The sequence below is a fragment of the Adlercreutzia sp. ZJ242 genome (assembly GCF_011038995.1).
In the GTDB taxonomy this organism is placed as follows: domain Bacteria; phylum Actinomycetota; class Coriobacteriia; order Coriobacteriales; family Eggerthellaceae; genus CAAEEV01.
Genome location: NZ_JAAKEE010000011.1, coordinates 1 through 23,901, shown reverse-complemented (window position 1 = coordinate 23,901; position 23,901 = coordinate 1). Strand labels below are relative to the sequence as shown.

The window sequence follows — 23,901 nt, the reverse complement described above, 5'->3', positions numbered from 1 at the left end:
GGACGGAGCTATGAAGAGCAAGAAGACCAAGCGTAACGTGTCAAGTCCGGCGAACCGCGCTCTCGCGGTGCTCCTCTCGTTCGTCCTGGTGTTCAGCCAGAGCACGATCGGCTGGGCGGCGGATGCGGGCGACGGCGCAGAAGCGAGTGCGAAGAGCTCCGATGCGCCTGCAGCCGTAGAGAAGGATGCTCGCACGACGCCTGCTCCCACGGAGGCGGATGCGGGTGACGGCGCAGAAGCGAATGCGAAGGGGTCCGAGACGCCTGCAGCCGCAGAGGAGCATGCCAGCACGACGCCTGCCCCCACGGATGCGGGCGAAGGCGCAGCGGGCGCTGACGGCGGCAAAGGGGAGAACGGTGGCAATAACGCCTCGATTTCCAACGGCGTTATAGTCCTCACCGATCCGCAAGGCAACGCTTCGAGATCTCAGCATTCCTCTGAGGGGAATGGGATTTCCATGCGCGTGACGATGAACGGGGAGAGCGTCCGCGTTAAGTTTGACAATCAGGAACTTATGGGCTCCTGCGATGTCAGCGTGATGCCTGGCAAAGAAGTTGTCTTCCAGGTTATCCCTGCAGACGGATATGAGATCGGCCCCAATTCGGTGCAGGCGTTCGATGCTTCGTATAACCCCATTGCCCTTATAGCAAGGAACAATGGCGAATACGTCATTCAGGGGTCAGATGTCAAGGAAGGTATCAGCCTCAACGTTGGAGCTATTGCGAGCACGAATGTGCCAAATGAGGCGCGCGATGGCGACGGCACGGCCGTCACTTTTAACGTGCCTGCCTCCAGCATTACTGATAGGATGTTTGTACTCGTAAAAGATAATAAAAGCTGGAAAGGTGCTGAACTGACGAGCAATGGCAAAACGCTCTCAGGTGAAATGAGCACGGTCACTAAGCTTGAAGAAGTTGTACTCGTGCGCCTCGCGTACGGGAAGGCTTCCGAGGTTGACAAAAAGATCAGCGGGAAAGACAACAGTGTTTGGAACTGGGATGAGGGCAACACCAAGAACTTCTTCGTAGAAGTGCCGGCTGGAAAAGCCTTTGCGGGTAGCTATATAGTCGACAGCCTTGACCCTGCTAATGTCTTCAAGGACGGTGTTATCGCTATCACCGCCACTCCTATCACGGGAAAGACGACTACGCGGAGCTATATCTACAATCAGCTGGGTTTCGCGGCGGAATTCGGTGTTTTCGCAAATCGGTTCGTTGCGAAAACTGACATGGAGGGCAACATTGCCGTCAACGAGCTTGACGTTGAGGAATGGATGAACTTGAACATGGGCAACAGCAGCAATGTTGACCAGAACATCAAGACGATAGAAGTGCATATTACCAAGTATCTGCAGAACAACGAGGGACAAAGCATCGTGCTTGACAAGCCTCAGACGTTCAAGTTCGGGGTGTTCAAAAAGGGATCTAACGAAGCGATCGAAACAGTGGACATTACTGTTCCTGAAGGAGCGTCGTATGCAACCGGATCGGTTTACATTGATGTTTCGGGCAATGGTGGTGGAACAGACTCGAGCAACTATTACAACGTTTACGAACTTGATAAAGACGACGATCCGCTAAAGAGCGAGCCGAAGAACGTGAGTGGCAATGTCGTATATGATGACAAGGGCAAAATCGTCATGAATAATCCTAAAAATGGGGATTTTACCGTCTCGTACGTTAGCAATGGCTTTATGGGTCTCACGAATGAGGGCATCCATGCGAGCGAAAACGTTAGCTACATTGGCGAAAAGACAGGCAAAGGTAAAGTTACTACTCGTGAAGGCATCCATGTTGTGACCATAGACGAGAATAAAGATGCGGTTAATGCCGGATTTGGCGGCGTTTTCACCAATACGGGTTACAACGGCGATCGCCGACTTGATGCCGTGACGCCAGAGGAATTCAAGAACTTCTTCGAGAACGGCAAGGGCATTAGCGACATGTTGACAGGCACGCTTGCCACGCTGTCTGACGATCTTGCTCAACTGGAGAGTGATAGCGCCGTTCAAGTCTATTATTTGAATGCGGAAGATATCAAGCAAAATGCTGTCGTGGATATCCCGTATAGCGGTGACCTTAAGTCTACCAAGGCAAAGCCTGTCATTATCAACTTGATAATTCCCGCAGAGGGGGCAGACCAGTATACCCTTGACTGGGATAACATGATGCGTCTTTATGTCGGCGACTACAGCATGCGTCCCAATAATACCTTTGACGTTGAGGGCGGCAACATTATCTGGAACTACGTGAAATATGACGATAGCGGCTCTTTGGTACCCTATGCCGGAATGATAAATGCTAACGGCTCTCCTTCGGGAACCCATCTGATTCCGAAGGGCAAAATTCACTATGGTAAGTCAACCCCGGGTTCGGTCATTGCCGATACGGTGTACCAGCTTGACGGTGAGATTCACAAGGTTCCTTTTTGGCCCACAAATGAGCCTCAAGTCAAGGTATGTGATGTTGCGGTAGCGAACATCCTGGAGGAGGGAAAAACTGTCCAAAACGGGAATGATATTTCACTCACCGTCAAGAAGGTTTGGGAAGACGCCGACAATCATGACGGCATACGTCCCTCGTCTTTGACGGTTACGTTAAAGAAAGATGGAAAGCCTTATCCTAACGAGGAGGCTGCCAAAGTAACGCTGAATGTAGAGAACGGCTGGTCGTACACATGGGAGAATCTTCCCAAAGACGGTACGTACACGGTTGAAGAGGTGCAGTGGGTAGGTTATTTCCTCTCCTCTACGCATACCGTTTCGGATTCTGCTGGAAACACGACGATAACGCTTACCAACAAGCATGTTCTCACAGAAGCAAGCGTAGAAGTTGAGAAGCGATGGAATGACAACGGCAGTCATCCTGATGCTATTCTTGTTCAACTTTACGCTGATGGTGCGCCCTGCGGCGCCCCGCTTCGCATCAAAGAAGGACTTGACGGCAAGTGGGTGGGCGCGTGGACCGATCTGCTGAAGTACTCTGACGAGGGAAATCATCAGAGAGTCAACTACACGGTGGGCGAAGTGAGTGCCGTCGTTGTGGAAGACGGTGTAGAGAAAACCAAGACCCTTGATGAGCTGGGGTATTCCTCTGTGGCGACCTCTAACGTAAATGGCTCGTATACCTCTTGCGTTATCGAGAATACACGTGCGCCGAGGGCGACCGTCCAAAAGATTGTCAATGTACTGCCGGAAACCCAACTTGAAAAGGACAGCGTAGATAAACTAAAGAAAGCGAAGTATCGCTTCGATTTCTATGAAGAAAATACTGGGGTTGAAAAGCCGGTGTTCTCGGTAGAGGTCTCCGATAACGAGATCGCGGAGCTTCCTGTAGACAAGCTAAAAGACAGTGTGACTTATCGTGTTGTCGAGAATCCCGCATCGGTGCAAGCTGCAAAAGATAGCCTGCCCGAGGGCGCATCACTTGAGCATATGGGCAAGGTGAGCGTTAACGGGAAGTCTAATGACGACGGAAGCGCATCGTTCGTTTACGACCAAAGCAAGCCGTGGGTAACCATTGTGGCGGAGAATACTTTTACGGCTGGCAAGAAGAAGGGCTCGTTGGAGATCACCAAGAAGGTTGAAGGCGACGGTGCGAACCTTGTGAGCGGGAAAGAGTTCACCTTCAAGGTGACCAAGCCCGATGGAACGTATGCCGAGACGCAGTCCGTTGCCGCCGGCAAAACCGTGACCTTCGAGAACCTCGATGCAGGAACCTATACCATCGAGGAGGTCTTCGAGGGGTCTGATGCGCCTGCTAAGCCCGATTCGATTGAGGTCGAAGGTGCTGGCGCTGTTCTGGATGGCACCGGCAAATACAAGGCAACGGTGGAGATAGCTGAGGACAAGGTTGTCACGACGTCGAAGGTGACGTTTACCAACATATATGATGCGCGTACGTCGGTGTCGGTTGAGAAGAAGTGGCAGCACGCGAACGGCATCGCGATGACGAGCGCGCCTGGGGGCGCGAGCGTGACCGTGCAGCTCTTGGCGAACGAAGAACCGATGAGCAAGACAAACGGCGAGCCGATGGAGGACAAGACGCTCAACGAGACAAACGGGTGGAAGGACTCGTGGACTGACCTGCCCATCAAGGACGAGAGCGGGAAACCTATCGAGTACGGTGTCAAGGAGACGTCTGTTTCGGGCGTTGATGCCAGCTTTGCAGCAGGCGTCGTGTCGAAGAGCGACGACAGCTCTCATGCCGTCACGAAATATACCGTCACGAACAGGGAAAACAAGCGCGATCTTTCCATCCTCAAGAACGTGGTGAACAACGGGGACGTGACGGGCATTCCCGAGTTGTTCACCCTCATCTTGAAGCAGACCAAGGACGAAAAGGGCAATGCCCTTGCCGAGGGAGCGGGATACCGCCAAAAGATCGACCTTGGAGACGACCAGACGAGGACCTTGTCCAACATCCCCTACGGCACCTATACGCTGACTGAGTCGTCCGCATCGATCACGGGTGCTGACTGGGACTTCTCCCTGAGCGCCAGCGACGGGCTAGGCCTCAAAGAGGTTGCGATCGACGGCGCCAAGGCCTATGAGTTCGACTATCTGCCTAAGAACGCATCCGGCAAGCAGCTTACCCTCACGGCGACGAACACCTACACCAAGACGCAGGAGGCGAAGGGCGCGCTCACCGTCAAGAAGGTCGTGACAGGTGATGGTGCCACGTCAGCTGAGAAGAACGCGACGTACACGTTCGCCCTTACGCCGAAAAACGACGGCAGCTCCGTGTCCAAGTCTGTTGCGGTCAGCGGGAGCGGCGAAGGCCAAGTGGTCTTCAACGATCTTACTCCCGGTGACTATACGCTGACCGAGGTGCTCCCCGAGGGCACGACGAAGAAACCCGTAACGAGTGTCGTGCTCAAGAAGGGCGATGCTGACTCTGCGGGTGATGGGCTTGCGGCTGTCTCCCTTCCCGCGACGATAACCGTCAAGGCGGGCGACACGGCGAGCGCCTCCGTGGTGGAGGTCACCAACACCTATGCCAAGCTCACGTCCGTGTTGGTTGAGAAGAAGTGGCAGGACGCGAACGGCGAGGGCATGCCTGCGCCTGAGGGTGCGAAGGTCACTGTGCAGCTCCTGGCGAACGGCAATGCGGTGTCGGGCAAGACGCTCGAGCTCAGCAAAGAGAAGGGATGGAGCGGCTCGTGGACAGATCTGCCCACCAAGGACGCGAACGGCAACCTCATCACGTACAGCGTCGATGAGAGCTCTGTGACGGTTGCCAACGCGGCAGACTACCATAAGTCCGTGAAGGTTGAGGAGACTAACGGGACCTATCAGGTCGTCATCACCAACAAGAAGAACGAACATCATGCGCTCTCCATTGTGAAGGACGTTGACGCTGACGAGGGTCTCAAAGTCCCGGACTCCTTCCCGTTCACGCTCCAGCGCATTGCCGATGAGAGCGGCAACAAGCTGACGGACGAAGCGCCCTACGCCTTCACGTTGACCGACAACAAATCGTGGAGCAAGCATGACCTGCCCTTCGGCACGTACAAGCTGACCGAGGCCTCGGCATCTGCTGACAACGCAAACTGGTCGTTCACGCTTGATGACGCGGTGTCTTGCGAGTCGGCTGCGGCACCTGATGGCGCCAAGGCGTATACCTTCGAATACACGTCCGCAAACGCTGCCAACAAGACGCTTTCCCTCAAAGCGACGAACACCTACACCAAGACGCAGGAGGCGAAGGGGGCGTTCACGCTCAGGAAGGTTGTGAACGACGACGCTACGGCGGACGAGAAGAACGCGGAGTACCATTTCACGCTCACGCGCGACAACGCCCCTGAGGACACCGAACCTGTCGAGGTGTCGGTCAAGGGCAACCAGTCGACGGTCGTCGAAGGTCTCGCTCCTGGAACATACACGCTGACCGAGGTCCTTTCCCCTGAGGTGAGGAAGCCCTCCTCGACGACGGCGAAGGTCGTGGCGAACAACTTGACTACCGCGTACAACAGCATGGATGGCGTGAAGGTGACCGTTGCGCCGGGTGCCGCCGCCAGCGTTTCTCTGGTCGAGGTCACCAACACCTATGCCAAGCTCACGTCCGTGTCGGTTGAGAAGGCGTGGAAGAACGCTGACGGCAGCGAGTCCGAAGCGCCCGAGGGCGCGAGCGTCACCATGCAGCTCTACCAGGGCAATACTCGGGTCGAGGGCAAGACCCTTACGCTCAGCGAGGCAAACGATTGGGAGGGAGCATGGACCGACCTGCCTGCCGAGGATGAGGACGGCAACGCGATCGCCTACACCGTGAAAGAAGTCAAGGTCTCGGGCGTAAACGCGAGCCACTACAATCCGCCTGAGGTGACCACGACAAAGAGCCCGGACGGAGAGTTCCACGTCCTGGTCATCAACGGGGCGACGCAGCGCCATCTTGCCATCCAGAAGATCGTCGACAACAGGTCCGGCGTCGACGCGCCGACATCGTTTGACTTCACGCTGCAGCGGATTGCCGATGAGCAGGGCAACGAGGTCTCCGACGGTGCCCGGGAATTCACGCTGAGCAGCAGCGGCGATAGCGCCCAGAAGAGTTTCACCGAGCTGCCGTACGGCAGGTACAAGCTGACCGAGTCGGGCGAGGCGAAGGTTGCCGGCGCCGATTGGACGTTCTCGCTGAGCGGCGTCGAGCGCCAGGCTGTGCCGGGCGAAAACGCGTACACCTTCGAGTACACGGAGAAGAACGCCGTAGGCGCCGTGGGCAAGACGCTCACCATCACGGCGGAGAACACGTACACGAATCATGCGTACGGCGCGTTCAAGCTGGCGAAGTCGGTGACGGGTGACGGCGCCACCGACAAGGACATGCAGGCAACGTACCGCTTCCAGCTCATGCCCAAGGATGCGCCCGAGGGTACCGAGCCCATTTCGGTCAAGGTCCAGGGCAACGATGCCGTCATGGTCGAGAGGCTCGAGCCGGGCACCTATACGCTGACCGAGCAGCTTCCGAACGGCAAGACGCCGGAGACGAGCGTCGTGGTCACGAGGAACGGTGAGGGGACGCCCGCTGAGTACGACAGCGCCAACGGCGCTGAGATAACCATCGACGCAAACGACACCGCCTCGACCACGGTGATCGAGGTCACCAACGCCTATGAGCGAGCGGAGGGCTCTGTCACGCTTTCTGCCGACAAGATGCTCTACGCGCCCGATGCCGCAGAGCTGAACCCTGCGTTCTCGTTCGTCCTCTCGGGCGCGACGCGCGACGTGGAGGGCGAGCAGTTCATCCTGCGTGAGGGCGAGGCTGAAGCCGTTGAAATGACGGCCGGAGACACGCTTGCAGATGACGGGACGCCTTTCGCGACCTGTCTCAGCAACGCAAAGTTTGACGACGACGAGGATGGCGACGGGCTGCGCACCGCAGCGATCCAGTTCCCGACGATCACCTACGACAAGCCGGGCACCTACTACTACCTGTTGAGCGAGGAAGCTGTCCAGCCCACCACGCTCGAGGATGTGTCCGAGCTGCAATACGATCCGATGACCTGGGCAATTGAGGTTACGGTCAAGGAGGCTGCCGACGAGGCGACTGACGAGGTGAGCCTCGAGGCCGAGGTGACCAAGGTGTGGCAGCGCTATGGCGGCGAGGACTTCTGGTATGACGTCGCGCTCAGCGAAGACGGCAGCGGCATCTCGTTCTGGAACATGAGCTTCATGATGCTGAGCGCGTGCTTCGCTCACAACGCTCGCGTGCCGGTTGACTCTGATGACAGCGCCCGCGAGGTGTGGGTTGATCCCACCGTGCACAAGGACCTCGTAGGCGCGGAGCTTGAGGAGGGGCAGTTCTCCTTCACGCTTTACCAGCTTGACGCCGAGAACCCGGCGGGGTCGGCGGAGATGCCTGTCCTCACGGTGAGAAATGATCGCTATGGCAACGTGAGCTTCAACGGCAAGGTTGTGGGTTCGGTTGACGGCGGCAGCAGAAGCTTCGCGTTGCGCTATGACGAGAGCCAGATCGGCGAGCACTGGTATGTGATTCGCGAGGACGTCAGCGACCGCAACGCGAGGGTCATATACGACGAGGACAAGGCGATCTACGTGTACGTGAACGTCTACCTTGAGGACGGCATGCTCAAGGCGGAGTGCACGTACTATGATGCGCCGAGCACAAGCGCGAACAAGCTTGTCACCGAGGAGAGCCTGTCCTTCGTGAACAGGGCGGAGGGCATTGACCTGCAAGTGCGCAAGCAGAGCAAGGATGAGTCGAAGGACCCGCTGGTCGGCTCGACGTATGGCCTGTGGATCGCGAACTTTGACGGCGGGCGTGACGTTTACTTGGGCAATGCGGTCTCCGATGAGGACGGAATGATCACCTTCCGCAACGTGAACCTCATTGAGGGCGAGTGCTACTACTTCAAGGAGGAGGCGGCGCCTGAGGGTCATTTGGTTGACTCCTTCCGCTCCGCTATGTTCTCGCCGGTGTGGAGGGACGGCAAGGTCGCGCTGGTATATGAGGATGAGGAGTCGTTCGTCAACCGTGGTTTAGGCGGCGACGGCGCCGGCGACCCCACTCAGTGGAAAGACAACATGGTGGAGGAGTAGCATGGTGACGGCAGCAAAGAGGAAGATATGGGGGCAAGCTGCCACGCTCGCCGTCTTCCTGACGCTTGCAGTGGCGCTCGTGCCGACGTGCGCGCTCGGTCAGACGCTCACCTACGATTACAAGGGCGAGGGCGTCAGCGACCTGACGACCAAGCTTGTGGTGACGAAGCTGGACCAGAACCGCTTGTACGTGAAAGGCGCGGTGCTTGCCATCTGCCGCGCCGACACGGGCGAGGAGCTGGTGCGATGGACGACCGAAGAGGATGACCGCATCTTCGATCGCTACCTGAACAGCGGGGTGCCGCTGAACGTGAACGAGCACTACGTCATCAAGGAGATCGAGACGCCTGAGGGCTACGAGTCGATCGAGGATGTCGAGTTCTACATTGACAGCTATGGGAACGCGGTGGTCGTAAACGGCGCGGATGCCGTGGCGGAGAATCGCGAGCAGATCGTGCTTACCGACGTGCGTCTCCTCGTGCACGAGACCGTGTACGAGGAGCAGGTGGTCCACCGTTCGGACGAGGCCGAAACCGGGGATCAAGAGGGGCAAGGCTTCTTCTCGAGGCTCGCCCAAACCGGGGATCCGATGAGCTGGATGGTGCTCGCGGCCGGCGTGGGCATTGCCGTCGTTGCGCTAGCGGGGGCCTCGGGATTGGCGAAGATGCGCATGCGCGGCTAGGCTCCGATGGGCATGTTGCCAGAGGACGGGCGCTTGCAAACGCCGACGCCGCCCTGCGTCAGGCAAACCGCAGATTCAAGAAGGGGGAGGGGTGACAAAGTAGGGATCCGAGCCAGCATCCGCCGTCCTCGAGCTCGCTTGCGCCGTCTTCCTGGCTGCTGTGCCTTGAGGTCTCGGGAGGCGCATAGGCGCATGGCGAAGCTCAATGGGGCAATGATGAGGATATATCAGTTTATTCGCAATCTGTGGCATAATGAAAAAGCTAGGCTTTGATTAAAGTCAAGACGGCTTTTTTGCGATGTGCGTCTTGGCGTGCGAGATTTCGCGCAGGGATTTCGCATGTGAATTTGGGAGAGGGGCATACGTGCTCGAGGTGCTGCAGGACAACGCGTTTTTCGTGTGCGGCATCGCGGCCTTTGTCGTGGCGGTCGTCCTCTTCTGCGCCACGCTCTCGATCATTCGCCGCGCGGGCAGCGCGAGGCGGAGCCGTTCGGGCGGCGCCGCGCGCTCCGCGAGCGCGGGCCATGCGCATGCCGATTCCTTCTTCGTGGCGGTCGACCAGGCCTGCGACGAGGCCCTCATCCTCTACGACGCCTCGGCCCATCGCGTGGTGAGCGCCTCGGCCGTCGAGCGCATCCTGGGGATCGACGCCCGCGCGCTCGCAGGCGACGTCGAGGTGCTTGCCCGCGCCATCGAGCACGACTCGCTGCTTGACGTGCGCGAGGCCATCGAGGGCTGGGACAGGTCAAGCCCCTTCGCGATGGAGTTCTCCTTCAGCAATGAGGCGGTGGCGCGCATCACGCCCGAGGCTCCCGACGTGCCGCGCTGGGGCGTGCTGCGCGTGGTGCCGTGCGGCGAGGGGAAGGTGCTCATCTCCGCGCGCGACGTCACGTCGGCCCACAACATGCACTGCGAGCTCGTCGAGCAGCGCGAGCGCGCCGAGTCGGGCGAGCGCGCCAAGCTCATGTTCCTGTCGAACATGAGCCATGAGATCCGCACGCCCATGAACGGCATCATGGGCACGCTGTCGCTCGCGAAGTTGCACCTTGGCGACGCCGCCCGCATGGAGGGCTACCTCACGCAAGCCGACGACCTGCTGAGGTACCTGCTCTCGGTCATCAACGACGTGCTCGACATCTCCAAGATCGACAACGACAAGCTCGAGATCGAGCAGCGCTGCTTCGACATAACCAACGTGATCCGCTCCGAGCAGAACATCTTCGGCGAGATGATCGCCTCGAAGGGCATCAGCTTCGAGGTGAGCGTCGACCCGCTGCCGACCACCTACGTCATCGGCGACGAGCTGCGGCTGACCCAGGTCATCACGAACCTGCTCTCGAACTCGCAGAAGTTCACCAACCCCGGCGGCGCCATCACGCTGTCGCTGCGGTGCATGCAGGTCTCCGACGGCGTTCTGCACGTGGCGTTCGTGGAGTCCGACACGGGCAAGGGCATGTCGCCGGAGTTCCTCGTGGATCTGTTCAACCCCTTCTCGCAGGAGGACCGCTCGATCTCGCGGCGCTTCGGCGGCACAGGTTTGGGCATGGCCATCACCGACCAGCTCACGCGCCTCATGGGCGGCCAGATCTCGGTCGAGTCCGAGGTGGGCGTGGGCACCACCTTCGAGATCCACCTGGGGCTGCCCATCGCCTCCGAGGAGGAGGTGGCGGCCTACCTGGCGTCGGGCGAGGCGGCCGTGACCGAGCTCACCCCCGACAACGGCGGCTTCAGGCTGGCGGGCAGCACCATACTGCTCGCCGAGGACAACGTGCTCAACGCGAGCATCGCGATCGACATGCTCGAGGAGCTCGGCGCGCAGGTGGAGCATGCCGTCGACGGCGTGGAGGTGTGCGAGATCTTCGAGCACAGCGAGCACGAGCACTTCGACATCATCCTCATGGACGTGCAGATGCCCAACCGCAACGGCTGGGAGGCCGCGCAGCACATTCGCGCGCTCTCGCGCCCTGACGCGCAGACCACGCCCATCTTCGCGCTGTCGGCCGACGCCTACATGGAGGACAAGCGCCACTCGCGCGAGGTGGGCATGGACGGGCACATCTCGAAGCCCGTTGAGTTTGAGCAGCTCGAGCATCTGATCAACGCTGAGCTTGCCATGAGCATGCAAAGGGGTGTTATGCATGTTTAAGACGGTCGTGGGCTTTCTCTCCGGCCATGCGGCGCAGGCCGTGGGGGCCGCCTCGGGCTTGATGCTCGCAGGCATGGTAGGGTACGTGGCGTTCTCCGGCTCGTTCAGCACTGACTTCTTCGACGAGATGGCCTGGCAGCAGGGCATCTACGAGAACAACCAGGCGTTCGGCGCCGTGTCGTACCAGGTGGGCGAGGTTGACGAGTCCGATAACCGCATCCACGAGGACGAGGGCGAAGACGAGGGCGTAAGCGACGAGCCCACCTCCGCGCCTGAGGCTGGCGCAACCGACCCAGATCAGGCAGCCGCCGTCATCGGCGACGCCGTCACGACCGATACCAGCACGCTGGTGGGTGACGACACCGTCGTCGTGGCCGACCCGAGCAATTCCGATGCCCCGGTCATCCCCAGCGTTCCCGGCAGCGCCAGCAGCGGCGGCGATGAGCCTGGCTCCGGCGAGGGCGAGGGCCCGGGTGGCGAAAGCCCTGGCGGCGAGACCCCGGGCGGCGACGCTCCCGGCGGCGAGAGCCCCAACCCCGGCGGTGAGGAAGGCAACACGCCCCCACCGCCATCCGAAGAGCAGCAAGAGCAGCTCACCCCGTATCCGCCCCACGTTAATGAGGACGGCAACACTTTAGAGTACATCAAGGCTGATGTTCCTGCGGACTGGACGTTCGCGCAGGGCGATAGCTACAGTCCCGATGGCGTGACGGTTTGGGCCACCTACCGCAAGCCCGATGGCTCGCTGATGGATCCCGTGAAAGTGCCCTACGGCGGCGATGACGGATACGAGGCGTACCTTTCGAAGGCGTGGGGGTCGGGTACGCATGAGGCGACGTTCGTGTACAAGGGAGAAAGCGACTATGCGACCTATACGGTAATGGGAAAACGCTACGACGTAAAATATGGATCGTGGAATAGCGGATGGTATCCAGCAGCATTTCCCAATGATTGTAATTGTCTGGGCAATGAGTCTTTAGAGAAAACCGCGAAGCGCATTCAAGATGAAGCGATACCAGAAAGCCTCGTTGGCGGTTTTTTTACCGACTGCTCCGATGCGCTCCGTTTCATGGTTACCGTTTTGGGCCGGGAGGACTGTTCTAAGCGCTTTAAGGCCTGCGCAACGCATAGCGCGGTGACCTTTTTGCATCCGTTTGCTACATCGTATGTCTCCGATCTTGACAAGATGGCTAAGGGTTTTGCCACTGTTTCCGGAGGAGAAATAAAAGAGGGGCCTTTCATTTATATGCCGAGTGAGGTTGGAGGCCTATCGGCCAAGGAAAGCGCCGTGCTTATAGTGGAAGATGTGCCTACCGGGTTCCATGTGCAGCGCTGGGCGAATGGAAACCTAAGCGATCAGGTGCTCGTGGGTTACAAAGGGACGGAAGCAGAAATAGAGGTGCCGCTGGGCGTGACGCGGGTCAAGCTTGCGGAGCGCAACGAGAGCGTGAAGAAGCTCGTCCTGTCCGAGGGCGTGCTCGATATTGATTTTGCCAGCCTCTCCGAGAACTTTCCGAACCTTGAGCATATCCAAGTGGGCAAGGATGGTGAGGTTTACAATAACAGTCAGACGTTCAGCTCGCATGATGGCGTACTGTACAGTGCCGACGCTTCGCGCGTGCTCTATGTGCCGCCGAACCACGCGGAGGTCGATTCTTTGTCGTGGTATGCTCGGGTTATTACCCAAAGTGCATTTGAGAGCTGCAAAATCGCTCACGTGACGATCCCGACGCAGATTATCGAACTTGAGGGGGGCTGCTTCGCGGGAATCAATAAAGATAAAGAAGAAGTCACCAAACTTGAGTTTGCGAGCGAGACGCCCGTCGACGGCATGGCGCAATCTGGCTTTGAAGGCACTTTCTATGTGCCCGGTACTCCCTATGATACGGCGTGCAAGCAGTGGACAGCGGCGGTGGGCAGCTCAAGCGGCATGTATGTGGGCGTGCTCGACGGCGAGGGTGCAGTCGTGACGCCGGGCACTACCTACAGGTACGACGCGGAGCGCGACGTGGTGGTTCTTGCCACGGAGTCGCCGGCGGTGGTGCTCGCGGGCGTCCCTGCCTCAGCGCCGAAGGCGTACCTGGTGCCTGATGGCATAACCGCCATTGGCGCCGGCGCATTTGCGGCGACAGATGGCTTGCGTGAAGTGGTCATTCCTGAAAGCGTGCGGGAGCTGCGCGCGGACAGCCTGGTGGGGCTCGGCGATGGGGTGCGTGTGACGCTTTCAGGCACAGAGGCAGTGACCATCGACTCAGCGGCGTTTGGAAGCGCAGGCGGCTCGGGTAGTGGTTCAGGTGCCAGCGTGCCCGACATGACGGTTTTCGTCCCTGGCGAGTTGCTCGAGAGCTATAGGGCCTCATGGGGCAGCGCGCTTGGCGAAGACGTGGCGCAAAAGCTGCTCAAGCCCATCGATGCGACCTACCTGTACCTCGACAACGCGAAGTATCTGCCGCTTGACGAGAACGATACGCAACTGCGCTTGGTGGAAGTGTTCGACGAAGGGCAAACGTTCTTCGAGCCCGATGCGCGCACGACGGAAATTGCCGAGGGGGCGTTTTCAGGCTGCGCTTCGCTCGAGATCGTGCATATTCCCGCATCAGTTGCCTCGGTGGGCGAGAGCGTGTTCGAAGGCTGTGCGAACCTGGAGTCGGTGGTGGTGAGCGGCAAGCTGCCTGCGCTTCCCGACACAGGTGCCGCGCAGCTGCTCCAGCCAGGTGATGGTGTGACCTACGACTACGAACCCGACACGGGCGCCGTCTATCGAACGGATGAGAACGGTGAGCTCACCTTAGTGAACGTGCCCACCGACACGAAGGCTATCACAGTGCGTGCGAACACGGCGCACTTGGGAGATGCGGCGTTTGCAGGGTGCACGCATTTCAATCCCAACTCCTATAGCGTCACGCTCGCTACGCCCGAGACGCTTCGATCGATAGGTGCGCACTGCTTCGAGGGAGGTGCTGGGCTGGGCGAGGCATCCTTGGCTGACACAGCAGTTGAGTCGATAGGTGAGCGGGCCTTTGCCGACCATGCCAATCTTGAGAGAGTGCAGCTGCCCGCTGCCACGAAGACGGTGGGTGAGGGTGCCTTCTCCGGCTGTTCGGAGCTTATGTACGTGACGGCCGAAGGAATAAGTGAGCTTGCACCGCGAACGTTCGCGAATTGTACTTCGCTGCAAAGCATAAAAGCCTCGAACGTGAGCGTCGTCGGTGACGAGAGCTTCTACGGCTGCGAGCAGCTGGTGTCGATCGCTAGCGGAATTGATGTCGATAAGATCACTTGGGTGGGTGACCGGGCGTTTGCTTACTGCGTGTCGTTCGCGCAGAATGCGAGCACGCAGGAGCTCAACATGAAGTCGCTCACGCACATCGGTGCGCAAGCGTTTCGCGATTGTCACACGTTGCGCACCGTGGTGCTGCCGGAGACGCTGACCGAGATGGGCGAAGAGGCTTTCCGTGACTGCACGGCTCTGTTTACCCTGAACGCGGAAAGCTCGCTTTCCATCATCGGGCGCTACAGCTTCTACGGCTGCACGAACCTGTCGAATGTGAACTTGGGCGATCGCCAGAAGCAGGCGCTCACGACGGTGGGCGCGTGCGCGTTTGCCAGCTGCAATGTCATCGAGCGCCTAGATCTCTCTGACTGCACTAATTTGACGTACCTGGGAGATCGAGCATTCGAGGGTTGCGCACGATTGCTGCGTGTCACGTTGCCCGCATCTCTCGCGAAGGTGTCCGATCGTTGCTTCGAGAATTGCCCCAACTTTTCTATTATGGAGCTGACTGCTGCAAAGCCTACGGAGTTGGGATCCTCCATGTTTGGAGCAACGCCGCCGGAGTATGTGCGCATTTGGGTACCTGACGAACAGGCATATGCGACGTACCTTGATGCCTACGAGCAAAAGCTCGACCCCGAATATGGCGACGGCTATGCGCTTTCCGTGCTTGAGGTGCACAGTGACACCTCGGAGACGCTGCGTGGCATTACCTATACCGCAACCGGCGACGGACACTGGATTGTGACTGACGCGATGGAGAGCCTGTCGGGCGACATCTTGCTTACGAGCGATGTGGTCAAAGTTGCGCCCGAAGCGTTTAAGGGCTGCGACAAGCTGAAATCGGTTCAGTGCGAGTTGGGTGCGAGCATTGCCTTGGGAGATCGGGCGTTTGCAGGGTGCAAAAGTCTCGAATCTGTTACGCTGAACGGTGGCATTCCGGAATGGGGCGTGAGTGTATTTGAGGGGTGCCCCAACCTGAAGTCAGCCTATCTAGGACATTCGAGTACAAAGCTCACTATATCTCGCATTGGTCCGCGGGCATTTGCGGATTGCCCGTCGCTGTCCAGCCTGACCTTCACTCTGCCGATGAACGAGATAGGGGACGAGGCGTTTATAAACTGCACGAGCTTAACAACTATCGCTTCGACTGCCACTGCACGCAAGGCGATACAGCGCTATGGTGATCGCGCGTTCATGAATTGCACGAGCTTGAGCGCGGGGCCTCTCGCTACCAGTTATACAGGATTGCAAAGTATCGGTGAGAGGGCGTTTGCCAATTGTGATTCCATGGTGAACGGGTACATTCCCAAGAACGTCAAGACGCTTGGTGAGGCGTGCTTTGCAGAGTGCGACAAGCTGAAGACGGTGAGCATCTACGGCGGACTCGCGGTGATTCCCAAGGACTGCTTTAAGAACTGCGTGAGCCTTACGCGCACGGCTGGCAAGAATTACGGCGCGCTCACGCACATCGGCGCAGGTGCGTACGCGGGCTGTACTTCGTTGAAAGCGGCTGATAATTGGTCACCAGGGAAGTACACGGCGCTGGAGAGTATTGGGGCCGGGGCCTTCGCGGGCGCGTTCAAGCATGCGGAAGCTCCCTATTCGTTTACGTTGGCGAGCTCGCTTACGGATGTCGGTGCGAACGCGTTCGACGGGTGCGTGGGGCTGTCCTCCATCGAGCTGCAGTCGGCGCCGACGCTCGGCGCGAACGCGTTTGCGAACATGGCGGAAGGATTCAAGCTGAAGGTGCCCGACGGCACGTATGACGCCTACCTGCCGGTGCTCTCCGCCTCGATCGGTGAGGAGGCTGCGCGCGGCATGCTGTTCGACGAGGCTGCGGCGGCTGTGGCCGCAGCGAGCGAGGCTGAGCGCGTGGCGAGCGAAGCTGCTGGAGACGTGGCGGCCGCGAGCGCCAGCGACGCTGCGAACGCCGACGATGCGGCGGCCGCCGTGAACGCTCCGAGTGTCTCGCACACCGACGGCGCTTCGAGCGCCGCGGACGCGACGGCCTCAAGCGCGGCTGGCGCTGCGAGCGCGACGGCTGAGGACGCCGTGGGCTCGGCAGGCGGCGGTGCTGAGACAGGTTCCGCGGGGCCGGGCTCCGCCGAACCTGCGACCTCGTCTGAACCAGGCGCGGCTGAGCCCGAGGCTTCGCCTGCTGCAACGGACGGCGCCAGCGAGTCGGGTAGCGCTCGCGAGTCGCAGGACGCTGCCGCGGCACGCGATGCCGGCCAGGCGCAGGACGCTTCCGCCGCATCTGGGGCAGCGTCGAGGTCTGGCAGCCCCGAGTCAGGGCTCGACGCCGCCGCAGCTTCGCCCATTCCTGCGGCTTCGCCCGCCGGGGCCTCGTCTTCCGCAACCCGTTCCACTGAGCCCACCGAGGGGGAGACCGCATGATAATCAAGAAGAACGAGCAGATCATCCGCGAGGTGGCTAAGGCCATCGTGGGCAAGGACGACGTGATCCGCAAGGTGCTCATGGCCATCTACGCGGGCGGGCACATCCTGCTCGAGGACACGCCCGGCGTGGGCAAGACCACGCTCGCGCTCGCGTTCTCGCGCGCGCTCGGCCTCGACTTCCGCCGCGTGCAGTTCACGCCCGACACCATGCCATCCGACATCACGGGCTTCAGCATGTACAACAAGCAGACCGACTCCTTCGAGTTCAAGATGGGCGCAGTCGACTGCAACCTGCTCCTCGGCGACGAGATCAACCGCACCTCGGCCAAGACGCAGGCGGCGCTGCTCGAGGTGATGGAGGAGCAGTGCGTCACCGTCGACGGCGTGACGCACCACATCCCCAAGCCGTTCATCGTCATCGCCACGCAGAACCCCATGGGCTCGGCGGGCACGCAGCCGCTTCCCGACTCTCAGCTCGACCGCTTCATGGTGCAGCTGTCCATCGGCTATCCCAGCCATGACATGCAGATCCGCATGATCGAGGACCAGCTGGTCTCGACGCCGCTCGACGACGTGCGCGAGGTGGCCTCGCGTGACGACTTGTTCATGATCCAGCACTACCTGACCACCATCCGCGTGTCGCGCGAGATCATGGACTACGCCGTGCGTCTGTGCGAGGCCACGCGCACCATGCCGCTCGTGCAGCTCGGCGTGAGCCCGCGCGGCGTGCTGACGCTCGTGCGCATGGCGCGCGCGTCGGCGGTGCTCTCCGACCGCGACTACGTGACGCCTGACGACGTGCTCTACGTGTTCAAGGACGTGTGCGCGCACCGCATGACCATGCGCCCGCAGGCGCGCATCGACGGCGTGACGGCAGCTGACGTGCTTGACGAGGTCATCGAGATGGTGCCTGCGCCCACGCTGGGCTCCCCGATGCTGCGCTAGGGGCGCGCGAGTCTCCCATGCTGAAGAACCGCATCGCATCCGCGCTCGTCATCGTGCTGGCCGCGATGGTTCACTTCTGGGCGGACAGCTCCCTGTCGCTGGCGTTCCTGCTGGCGTCGGTGGCCGTGCCCGCCGTGCTGTTCGCGCAGCTGCGCCTTGCGGCGGCGCTTACGCGCGTGACGGTTGACGTGGAGCCGTCTTACCAGATCGGCGAGGGACGCGCCGTCAGCCTGCGCCTCGAGCGCGGACTTCCGCTGTGCCTGGCCGTGATCTCGCTGCGCGTGCGCGTCGTGAACTGCGTGTTCAGCGCGGAAGAGGAACATGAGGTTGAGGCGGCAGTCAGCACGCGGCATCCTGCGTGCAGCCTGCCCGTATTGCCCGACCGCTACGGGCGCCTGCTCGTGGAGGCGCGGGACGCGCGCCTGAGCGACCCGCTGGGGCTGTTCGTCGCTCGCCTGCCGCTCGACCTGAGCTGCGAGAGCGTGATGCGCCCCGCCCAGGTGCGCACGGAGGTGCTGCTCTCGCAGACGCCGCAGGCGCACGTGTTCGGCGACGCGTTCGACAACACGAAGAGCGGGCATGACGTGGGCGAGGTGTTCGACGTGCGCGAGTACGTCCCCGGCGACTCCCTGACGAGCATCCACTGGAAGCTCTCGACGAAGTTCGACACGCTGATCGCACGGCAGTTCTCGCGCCCGGCTGACTACGACGTGGCGCTCGTGGCCTGCGGTTGCAGGGAGGCGTCCGACGAGGCGTGCAACGGCGTTGCCTCCGTGGCGCTCTCGCTCTCCGAGGCGCTGCTGCGCGCGGGCGTGCTCCACGACGCGGGCTTTCTGCACGAGCAGCGGGTGAGCTGCCATCTGGTTGATGACGTCGCGACGCACGCGCTGTTCTCGGAGGGCCTGCTCTCGACGCCGCTCGCGTCTTCGGCACGTGAGGTGTCGCAGGTCCTGGCAGGGGAGACGCTTTCCGAGCGCTTCACGAAGGTCATCTTGGTGACGTGCTTCTACGACGAGGCCACCTGGGCCGACCTCGCGCAGGCGGTCGACTTGACGGTGGTCGTGGTGACAGACGACGAGCTTGCGGGCTCCGCGAGCTCGGTCAGCGAGCGCTACGGGCTCTTCACGCTGCGCGCGAAGGGGGTGGCTGACCGTGAGCATCGCATCACGCTCTGACGCTGCGCGCGAGCGCGTGGGCGTGGCTGGCGCTCGCGCGGGCGACGCGGCCGCTGGCTTTGCCGGCGAGCGCGCGGGCGCATCTGCGGGCGCGTACGCGTCGCGCGTTCTCGAGATGCTGGCGGCCGCCCTGCTGGCTGCGGGCATGGTGCTCGCCGTGCTGGCGGCTCCGTGGCCCGCGCACGTCGTGGCCGCGGGCGTGTTCTCCGCCGTGCTCGTGACGGTGCTGCTGGCCTCGGCGCGACCTTCGCGCATGGCGTACGGCGTGATCGCGGGGCTTGCAGTGTTCGCTCTGGTGGCGCTCCTCGTCGTGGGCGGCTCCTCGCTGCGCGCGGCGGGCGCGGGTTTGGCGAACACGTTCATCGACGCGTGGAACGCCCAGACGGACGGCTACGTGCTGCACTTCGCGGTGAGGGGTGTCCCCGAGGCTGCGGCTTTGATGTTCGCCGTGTTCGTGGGCTTGGTCGCGGGACTGGCGGCGCACGTGATGTGCGCATGCCGCTTCTCCCTTTCGGCAGGCGCCACCTCGGCGCTGCTCATCGCGGCGGGGCTGTTCCTGCGGACGCTCAGCGCACCTGCCTTCGCCTGCCTGCTCCTCGGCGGCCTGATGCTGGTGAGCTGCTGCTCCCGGCGCGTCGGAACACCGCCGCGCGCTACGATCTCCTTCGCCGTGACGGCGGTCGTCGTCATGGGCGCAGCTCTGCTCGTGTGCGCGGGCTACCAGGGAAGCGCGGGGCTGCACGCGGCGAAGGAGGACGCGGTCGCTGGCTTTGACGAGATGCGCTTCGGGTCGGACACGCTGCCTCAGGGAGACCTCGCTGCCGCCCATGCGATGAACGTGGCGCCGGACGAGCGGCCGGTTGAGCGCCTCGAGGTGAGCTTCGCTGACGCTGATGCCGTGCGCAGGTCCGAGGCGCTCTACCTGCGCGGGTTCACGGGCGCGACGTACACGGGGGCGGCGTTCGAGCGTTTGCAACCTGCGGATTACGAAGGCGACTGGACGGGGCTGTTCGACTGGCTCGATGCGCGCGACTTCGACGCGCTGTCCCAATATGCGGCCTACCGCGCGCTTGAGGACGCGGAGGAGGGCGTCGTCGCTGACGCCGTCGACGTGACGGTGCGCACGCCCGGCGCGTACCAGAAGTACGCGTACGCACCGGTGTCCGCCACGGCGGCGGGCGACGTGGGCTCGCTGCTCGACCTGTACCGCACGGCCGATCGGCTCGGCGGCAACGAGAGCGCGACGTTCGAGGTGGTGCCCGATGCGCAGACAGCCGAGGTGGCGATGCCGGGCAGCTGGGTGTACGAGGAGGCAGCCGCGCTTGACGCGGACGCGGACGCCGCATCTGCGGGAGACGACCTCGACGCACGCGAGCAGGACTTCCTGCGCAGCGAGCTGGCGTACCGCTCCTTCGTCGCCGACCGCTACCTCGAGGTTCCCGATGGGGTGGCGCCTGCCGTCGAGCGCTTCTTCTTCTCTGACGATACGTGGGATGACGAGGACGGCACGTTGTACGCGGCGGCTACGCGCATCCGCACGATGCTCGACGTGGGCTGCGACTACAACGCGCAAGGCGTGCGGTTCGCGCCTTCAGGTGAGCAGTCGGCCGACTACGTGACGTGGTTTCTGGAGGACGCGCGCGAGGGCAACGCGGCGGCGTTCGCGAGCGCGGCGGTGCTCGCCTTCCGCCAGGCGGGCATTCCCGCGCGCTACGTGGAGGGCTACCTGCTTGACGAGGACGCGCTCGGGCGCATGCAGGCTGAGGGCGCAAGCGCGTGCACGCTTGACGAAGGCGACGCGCACGCGTGGGTCGAGGCGTACGTCGACGGCGCGGGCTGGCTGCCCGTCGAGGTGACGCCGGGGTTCTACGACCGCGTCTACGGATCGGGCGAGACGGTCGAGATCGCGCGCGAGGTGGCGGGCGGCGGCGACGACGACGCGAGCACGGGCTCGACAGGCGAGAGCGCGCCGGACTGGACCGAGCTTCTGCCCGAGGAGCTGCGTCCCTTCGCCTGGATCGGCTTGGTTCTTCTGTGCATGATCGAGCTTCTGTGCGTGGCGGGCGTGCTCGAGCTGCAGCGCCTCGTGCGCCTGCGCCTGCGCAGCACGCGGCTGCGCGGCGCGTGCGAGCGCGGCGCGGCGTCGGCGCTTCTGTTCGAGCGCTTGCAGCGGCTTGCGGCCGACGCGGGCGTGGAGCTCAGCGTGAAGCCGCGCGAGAGCGTTGACGCGCTTGCGCAGGCGCGCCCCGAGGTGCATCCGTCCGAGTTCCTGCGCGTGATCGCCCTCATGGAGCGCGAGCGCTACGGGCAGGTGCCGCTCCAAGACTTCGAGGTGCGCATCGTCGAGTCCCTGCTCGAGAAGCTCGAGGCCGGCAACTGGCAGCGCGCGAGCCTGCCGCGACGCCTCGTCTACCGGTACGCTGCGCTCTACCTCATCCCGCTTGCCCGCTTCCGCTCGCCTCGCGCGTAGCGGGCCGTGGGCGGCTGGGGGTTGTTTGGCGCCGCAGATGTTCTCGTCATAGCTTATTCTTTCAGCGGTATAATGAGTGCCGATGCACGGAGGCGCGCCGAGGGCTTTGCGCGCCTGTTTCGAAAGGGGAGTTATGCCTGAGATGATTTCGCTCGAGGAGGCGGTCGAGCTCGTCCTGTCGCACGTGGAGCCGCTGCCCACTGAGCGCGTTTCCATCCTGGACGCCATCGGCCGCGTGGCTGCCGAGGACCTGCGCAGCGACATCGACGTGGCGCCGTTCGCCCACGCGGCCATGGACGGCTTCGCGCTGCATGCGTCCGACATCGCGGCGGCGAGCGAGGAGGCGCCCGTCAACCTGGCGGTCATCGCCGAGATCGGCGCGGGGAGCGTGTACGAGGGCGCCATCGAGCCAGGTGAGTGCGTGCGCATCATGACGGGCGCGCCGCTGCCCGCCGACGCCGACGCCGTGGTGAAGTACGAGATCGTCGGCGTGGTCGAGGGCGACGGCAAGCCGGGCTCGGTCGTGTCGTTCGCCGCGCCGACCAAGGTGGGCTCCAACATCCGCCCTGCGGGCGAGGAGGCGCGCGCCGACGAGGTCATCGTGGGTGCCGGCGAGGTCATCAGCAGCGCGGGCGTGGGCTTCCTCGCCGGCTGCGGCGTGCTCGAGCTCGCCACGTACCGCCGTCCGAAGGTGGCCATCATCGCCACGGGCAGCGAGCTCGTCGACCCGAGCGAAGTTCCCACGGCGGGCAAGATCCGCAACTCCAACAGCTACGCCATGGCGGCTTGCGCCAAGCAGGCCGGCGCCGTGCCCACCATCCTCCCCATCGTTGAGGACACCTACGAGGCGCTCGAGGCGGCGGTCCTCGCCGCAGCCGACGGGTTCGACTTCGTGGTGACCACGGGCGGCGCCGCCAACGGCGACTTCGACTTCATCAAGCCCGTGGTGGAGGCCGCCGGCGAGCTCTACATGACCACGGTGAACATGCGTCCGGGCAAGGCGCAGACGTTCGGCCTGGTGAAGGGCACGCCGGTGTTCGGCTTGCCGGGCAATCCGGCCGCGGCCTACTGCGGCTTCGAGATGATCATCCGCCCGGCGCTGCGCAAGATGCAGGGGTATGGCTGCCTTGCGCACCCGCACGTGATGGCCGCGCTGTCGAAGGACGTGCGGAAGAAGGACCCGCGCCGCATCCTCATGCGCTCCACGCTCACGAAGGACGAGGCGGGCGCCTACGTGGTCACGCCTGCGAAGAACCAGAGCTCGGGGCTGTTCGGCGTCATCCAGAAGAGCAACTGCATGGCCGTGATGCCCGAGGGCATGGAGTCGAAGGCGGCGGGCGACCTGGTGGAGTGCTTCCTGCTCGACGTGCCCGAGGAAGTGGCGCTCTAAGCGTTCCGCCCGTCCTGACGGAGCGGGCGGAACTGCTCGACGCTGCGGCTTCTTGCGGCACCTGACCTAGCCCCTTGTGCGCTTTCCCTCGCGTACAGAGTACGCTCAGCCGCGCGGCGGGGCTATCTCAGGCACCGCAAGAACCCTCGCTGACGTTACGAACGACTTGTGGAATTGAAACCTGTAATAATAAAGAACTTGAGATAGGAGACAGCATGTCTGAGGAAACCAAGCCCATCACGTTCGGCATCGTCACGTGCTCCGACACGCGCGACCTGACCCAGGACTTCGCGGGCGACGCGCTCGAGAAGCTCATCGCCGAGCAGGGGTGGGTATGCCGCACCCACACGCTCGTGCGCGACGAGCGCCCGCACATCGCGCAGGCCATCAAGCACTGCGCTGACGACCTGAAGGTGGACGTGGTGCTCACCTGCGGCGGCAGCGGCCTCTCGCTGCGCGACGTGACGCCCGAGGCCACCATGGACGTGTGCGACCGCAACGTGCCCGGCATCGCCGAGGCCATGCGCGCTTACAGCCTGAAGATCACGCCGAACGCCATGCTCTCGCGCGCGGTGTGCATGCAGCGCGGAAGCACGCTCGTGGTCAACCTGCCCGGCTCCACGAAGGCGGCCACCGAGAACTGGGAGGGCATCGTGGGCGTGCTGCCCCACGCCGTGAAGATGACCGCCGGCGGCGGCCACTAGGAATCCCCGCCTCTCAGGCGAGCAGGCTTGCCGGCCCCTACCTCTCGAGGCGCGAGAGCACGGCGCGCACGGACTCGCCGTCCTCGATGCGGGTGATGGCGAAGCTCTTCTTCCCGGCGTCCTTGAGGGAGGCGCCGACGAAGTAGCCTTGCGTGCCGT

At 62.2% G+C, this 23,901-nt stretch carries 9 protein-coding genes; all 9 read left to right on the top strand.

Annotated elements, in window-relative coordinates; all coding sequences use genetic code 11:
* Positions 1–10: 10 nt before the first annotated feature.
* The 9 genes from G7Y49_RS04195 to G7Y49_RS04155 all read left to right on the top strand — a co-directional run bounded on the left by G7Y49_RS04195 (position 11) and on the right by G7Y49_RS04155 (position 23,742).
* On the top strand, positions 11–8,554 hold the full coding sequence (locus G7Y49_RS04195) for a Cna B-type domain-containing protein (RefSeq protein WP_165171400.1): 8,544 nt from the start codon (positions 11–13) through the stop codon (positions 8,552–8,554).
* A gap of 1 nt (position 8,555) precedes the next feature.
* The gene (locus tag G7Y49_RS04190) at positions 8,556–9,236 is read left to right on the top strand and encodes a hypothetical protein (protein ID WP_165171402.1); all 681 of its coding nucleotides are present in this window, start codon (positions 8,556–8,558) and stop codon (positions 9,234–9,236) included.
* A gap of 364 nt (positions 9,237–9,600) precedes the next feature.
* Positions 9,601–11,382: an ATP-binding protein gene (locus G7Y49_RS04185; protein ID WP_165171404.1), complete on the top strand. Its 1,782-nt coding sequence runs from the start codon at positions 9,601–9,603 to the stop codon at positions 11,380–11,382.
* Complete coding sequence (locus G7Y49_RS04180; RefSeq protein WP_165171406.1) at positions 11,375–17,056, top strand: leucine-rich repeat domain-containing protein; 5,682 nt, start codon at positions 11,375–11,377, stop codon at positions 17,054–17,056. Before G7Y49_RS04185 ends, G7Y49_RS04180 begins: the two co-directional genes overlap by 8 nt.
* A complete protein-coding gene (locus G7Y49_RS04175) occupies positions 17,053–18,003 on the top strand; it encodes a MoxR family ATPase (protein ID WP_165171408.1) in 951 nt (316 codons plus the stop codon). The genes G7Y49_RS04180 and G7Y49_RS04175 overlap by 4 nt, the downstream gene beginning before the upstream one ends.
* 17 nt (positions 18,004–18,020) lie before the next feature.
* On the top strand, positions 18,021–19,178 hold the full coding sequence (locus tag G7Y49_RS04170) for a DUF58 domain-containing protein (protein ID WP_165171410.1): 1,158 nt from the start codon (positions 18,021–18,023) through the stop codon (positions 19,176–19,178).
* On the top strand, positions 19,156–21,648 hold the full coding sequence (locus tag G7Y49_RS04165; RefSeq protein ID WP_165171412.1) for a transglutaminase domain-containing protein: 2,493 nt from the start codon (positions 19,156–19,158) through the stop codon (positions 21,646–21,648). The genes G7Y49_RS04170 and G7Y49_RS04165 overlap by 23 nt, the downstream gene beginning before the upstream one ends.
* A gap of 133 nt (positions 21,649–21,781) precedes the next feature.
* Positions 21,782–23,038, top strand: coding sequence for a gephyrin-like molybdotransferase Glp (gene glp / locus G7Y49_RS04160; RefSeq protein WP_165171414.1), 1,257 nt, complete (start codon positions 21,782–21,784; stop codon positions 23,036–23,038).
* Between the two features lie 215 nt (positions 23,039–23,253).
* A complete protein-coding gene (locus G7Y49_RS04155; protein WP_165171416.1) occupies positions 23,254–23,742 on the top strand; it encodes a molybdenum cofactor biosynthesis protein B in 489 nt (162 codons plus the stop codon).
* The last annotated feature ends 159 nt before the right edge of the window (positions 23,743–23,901 follow it).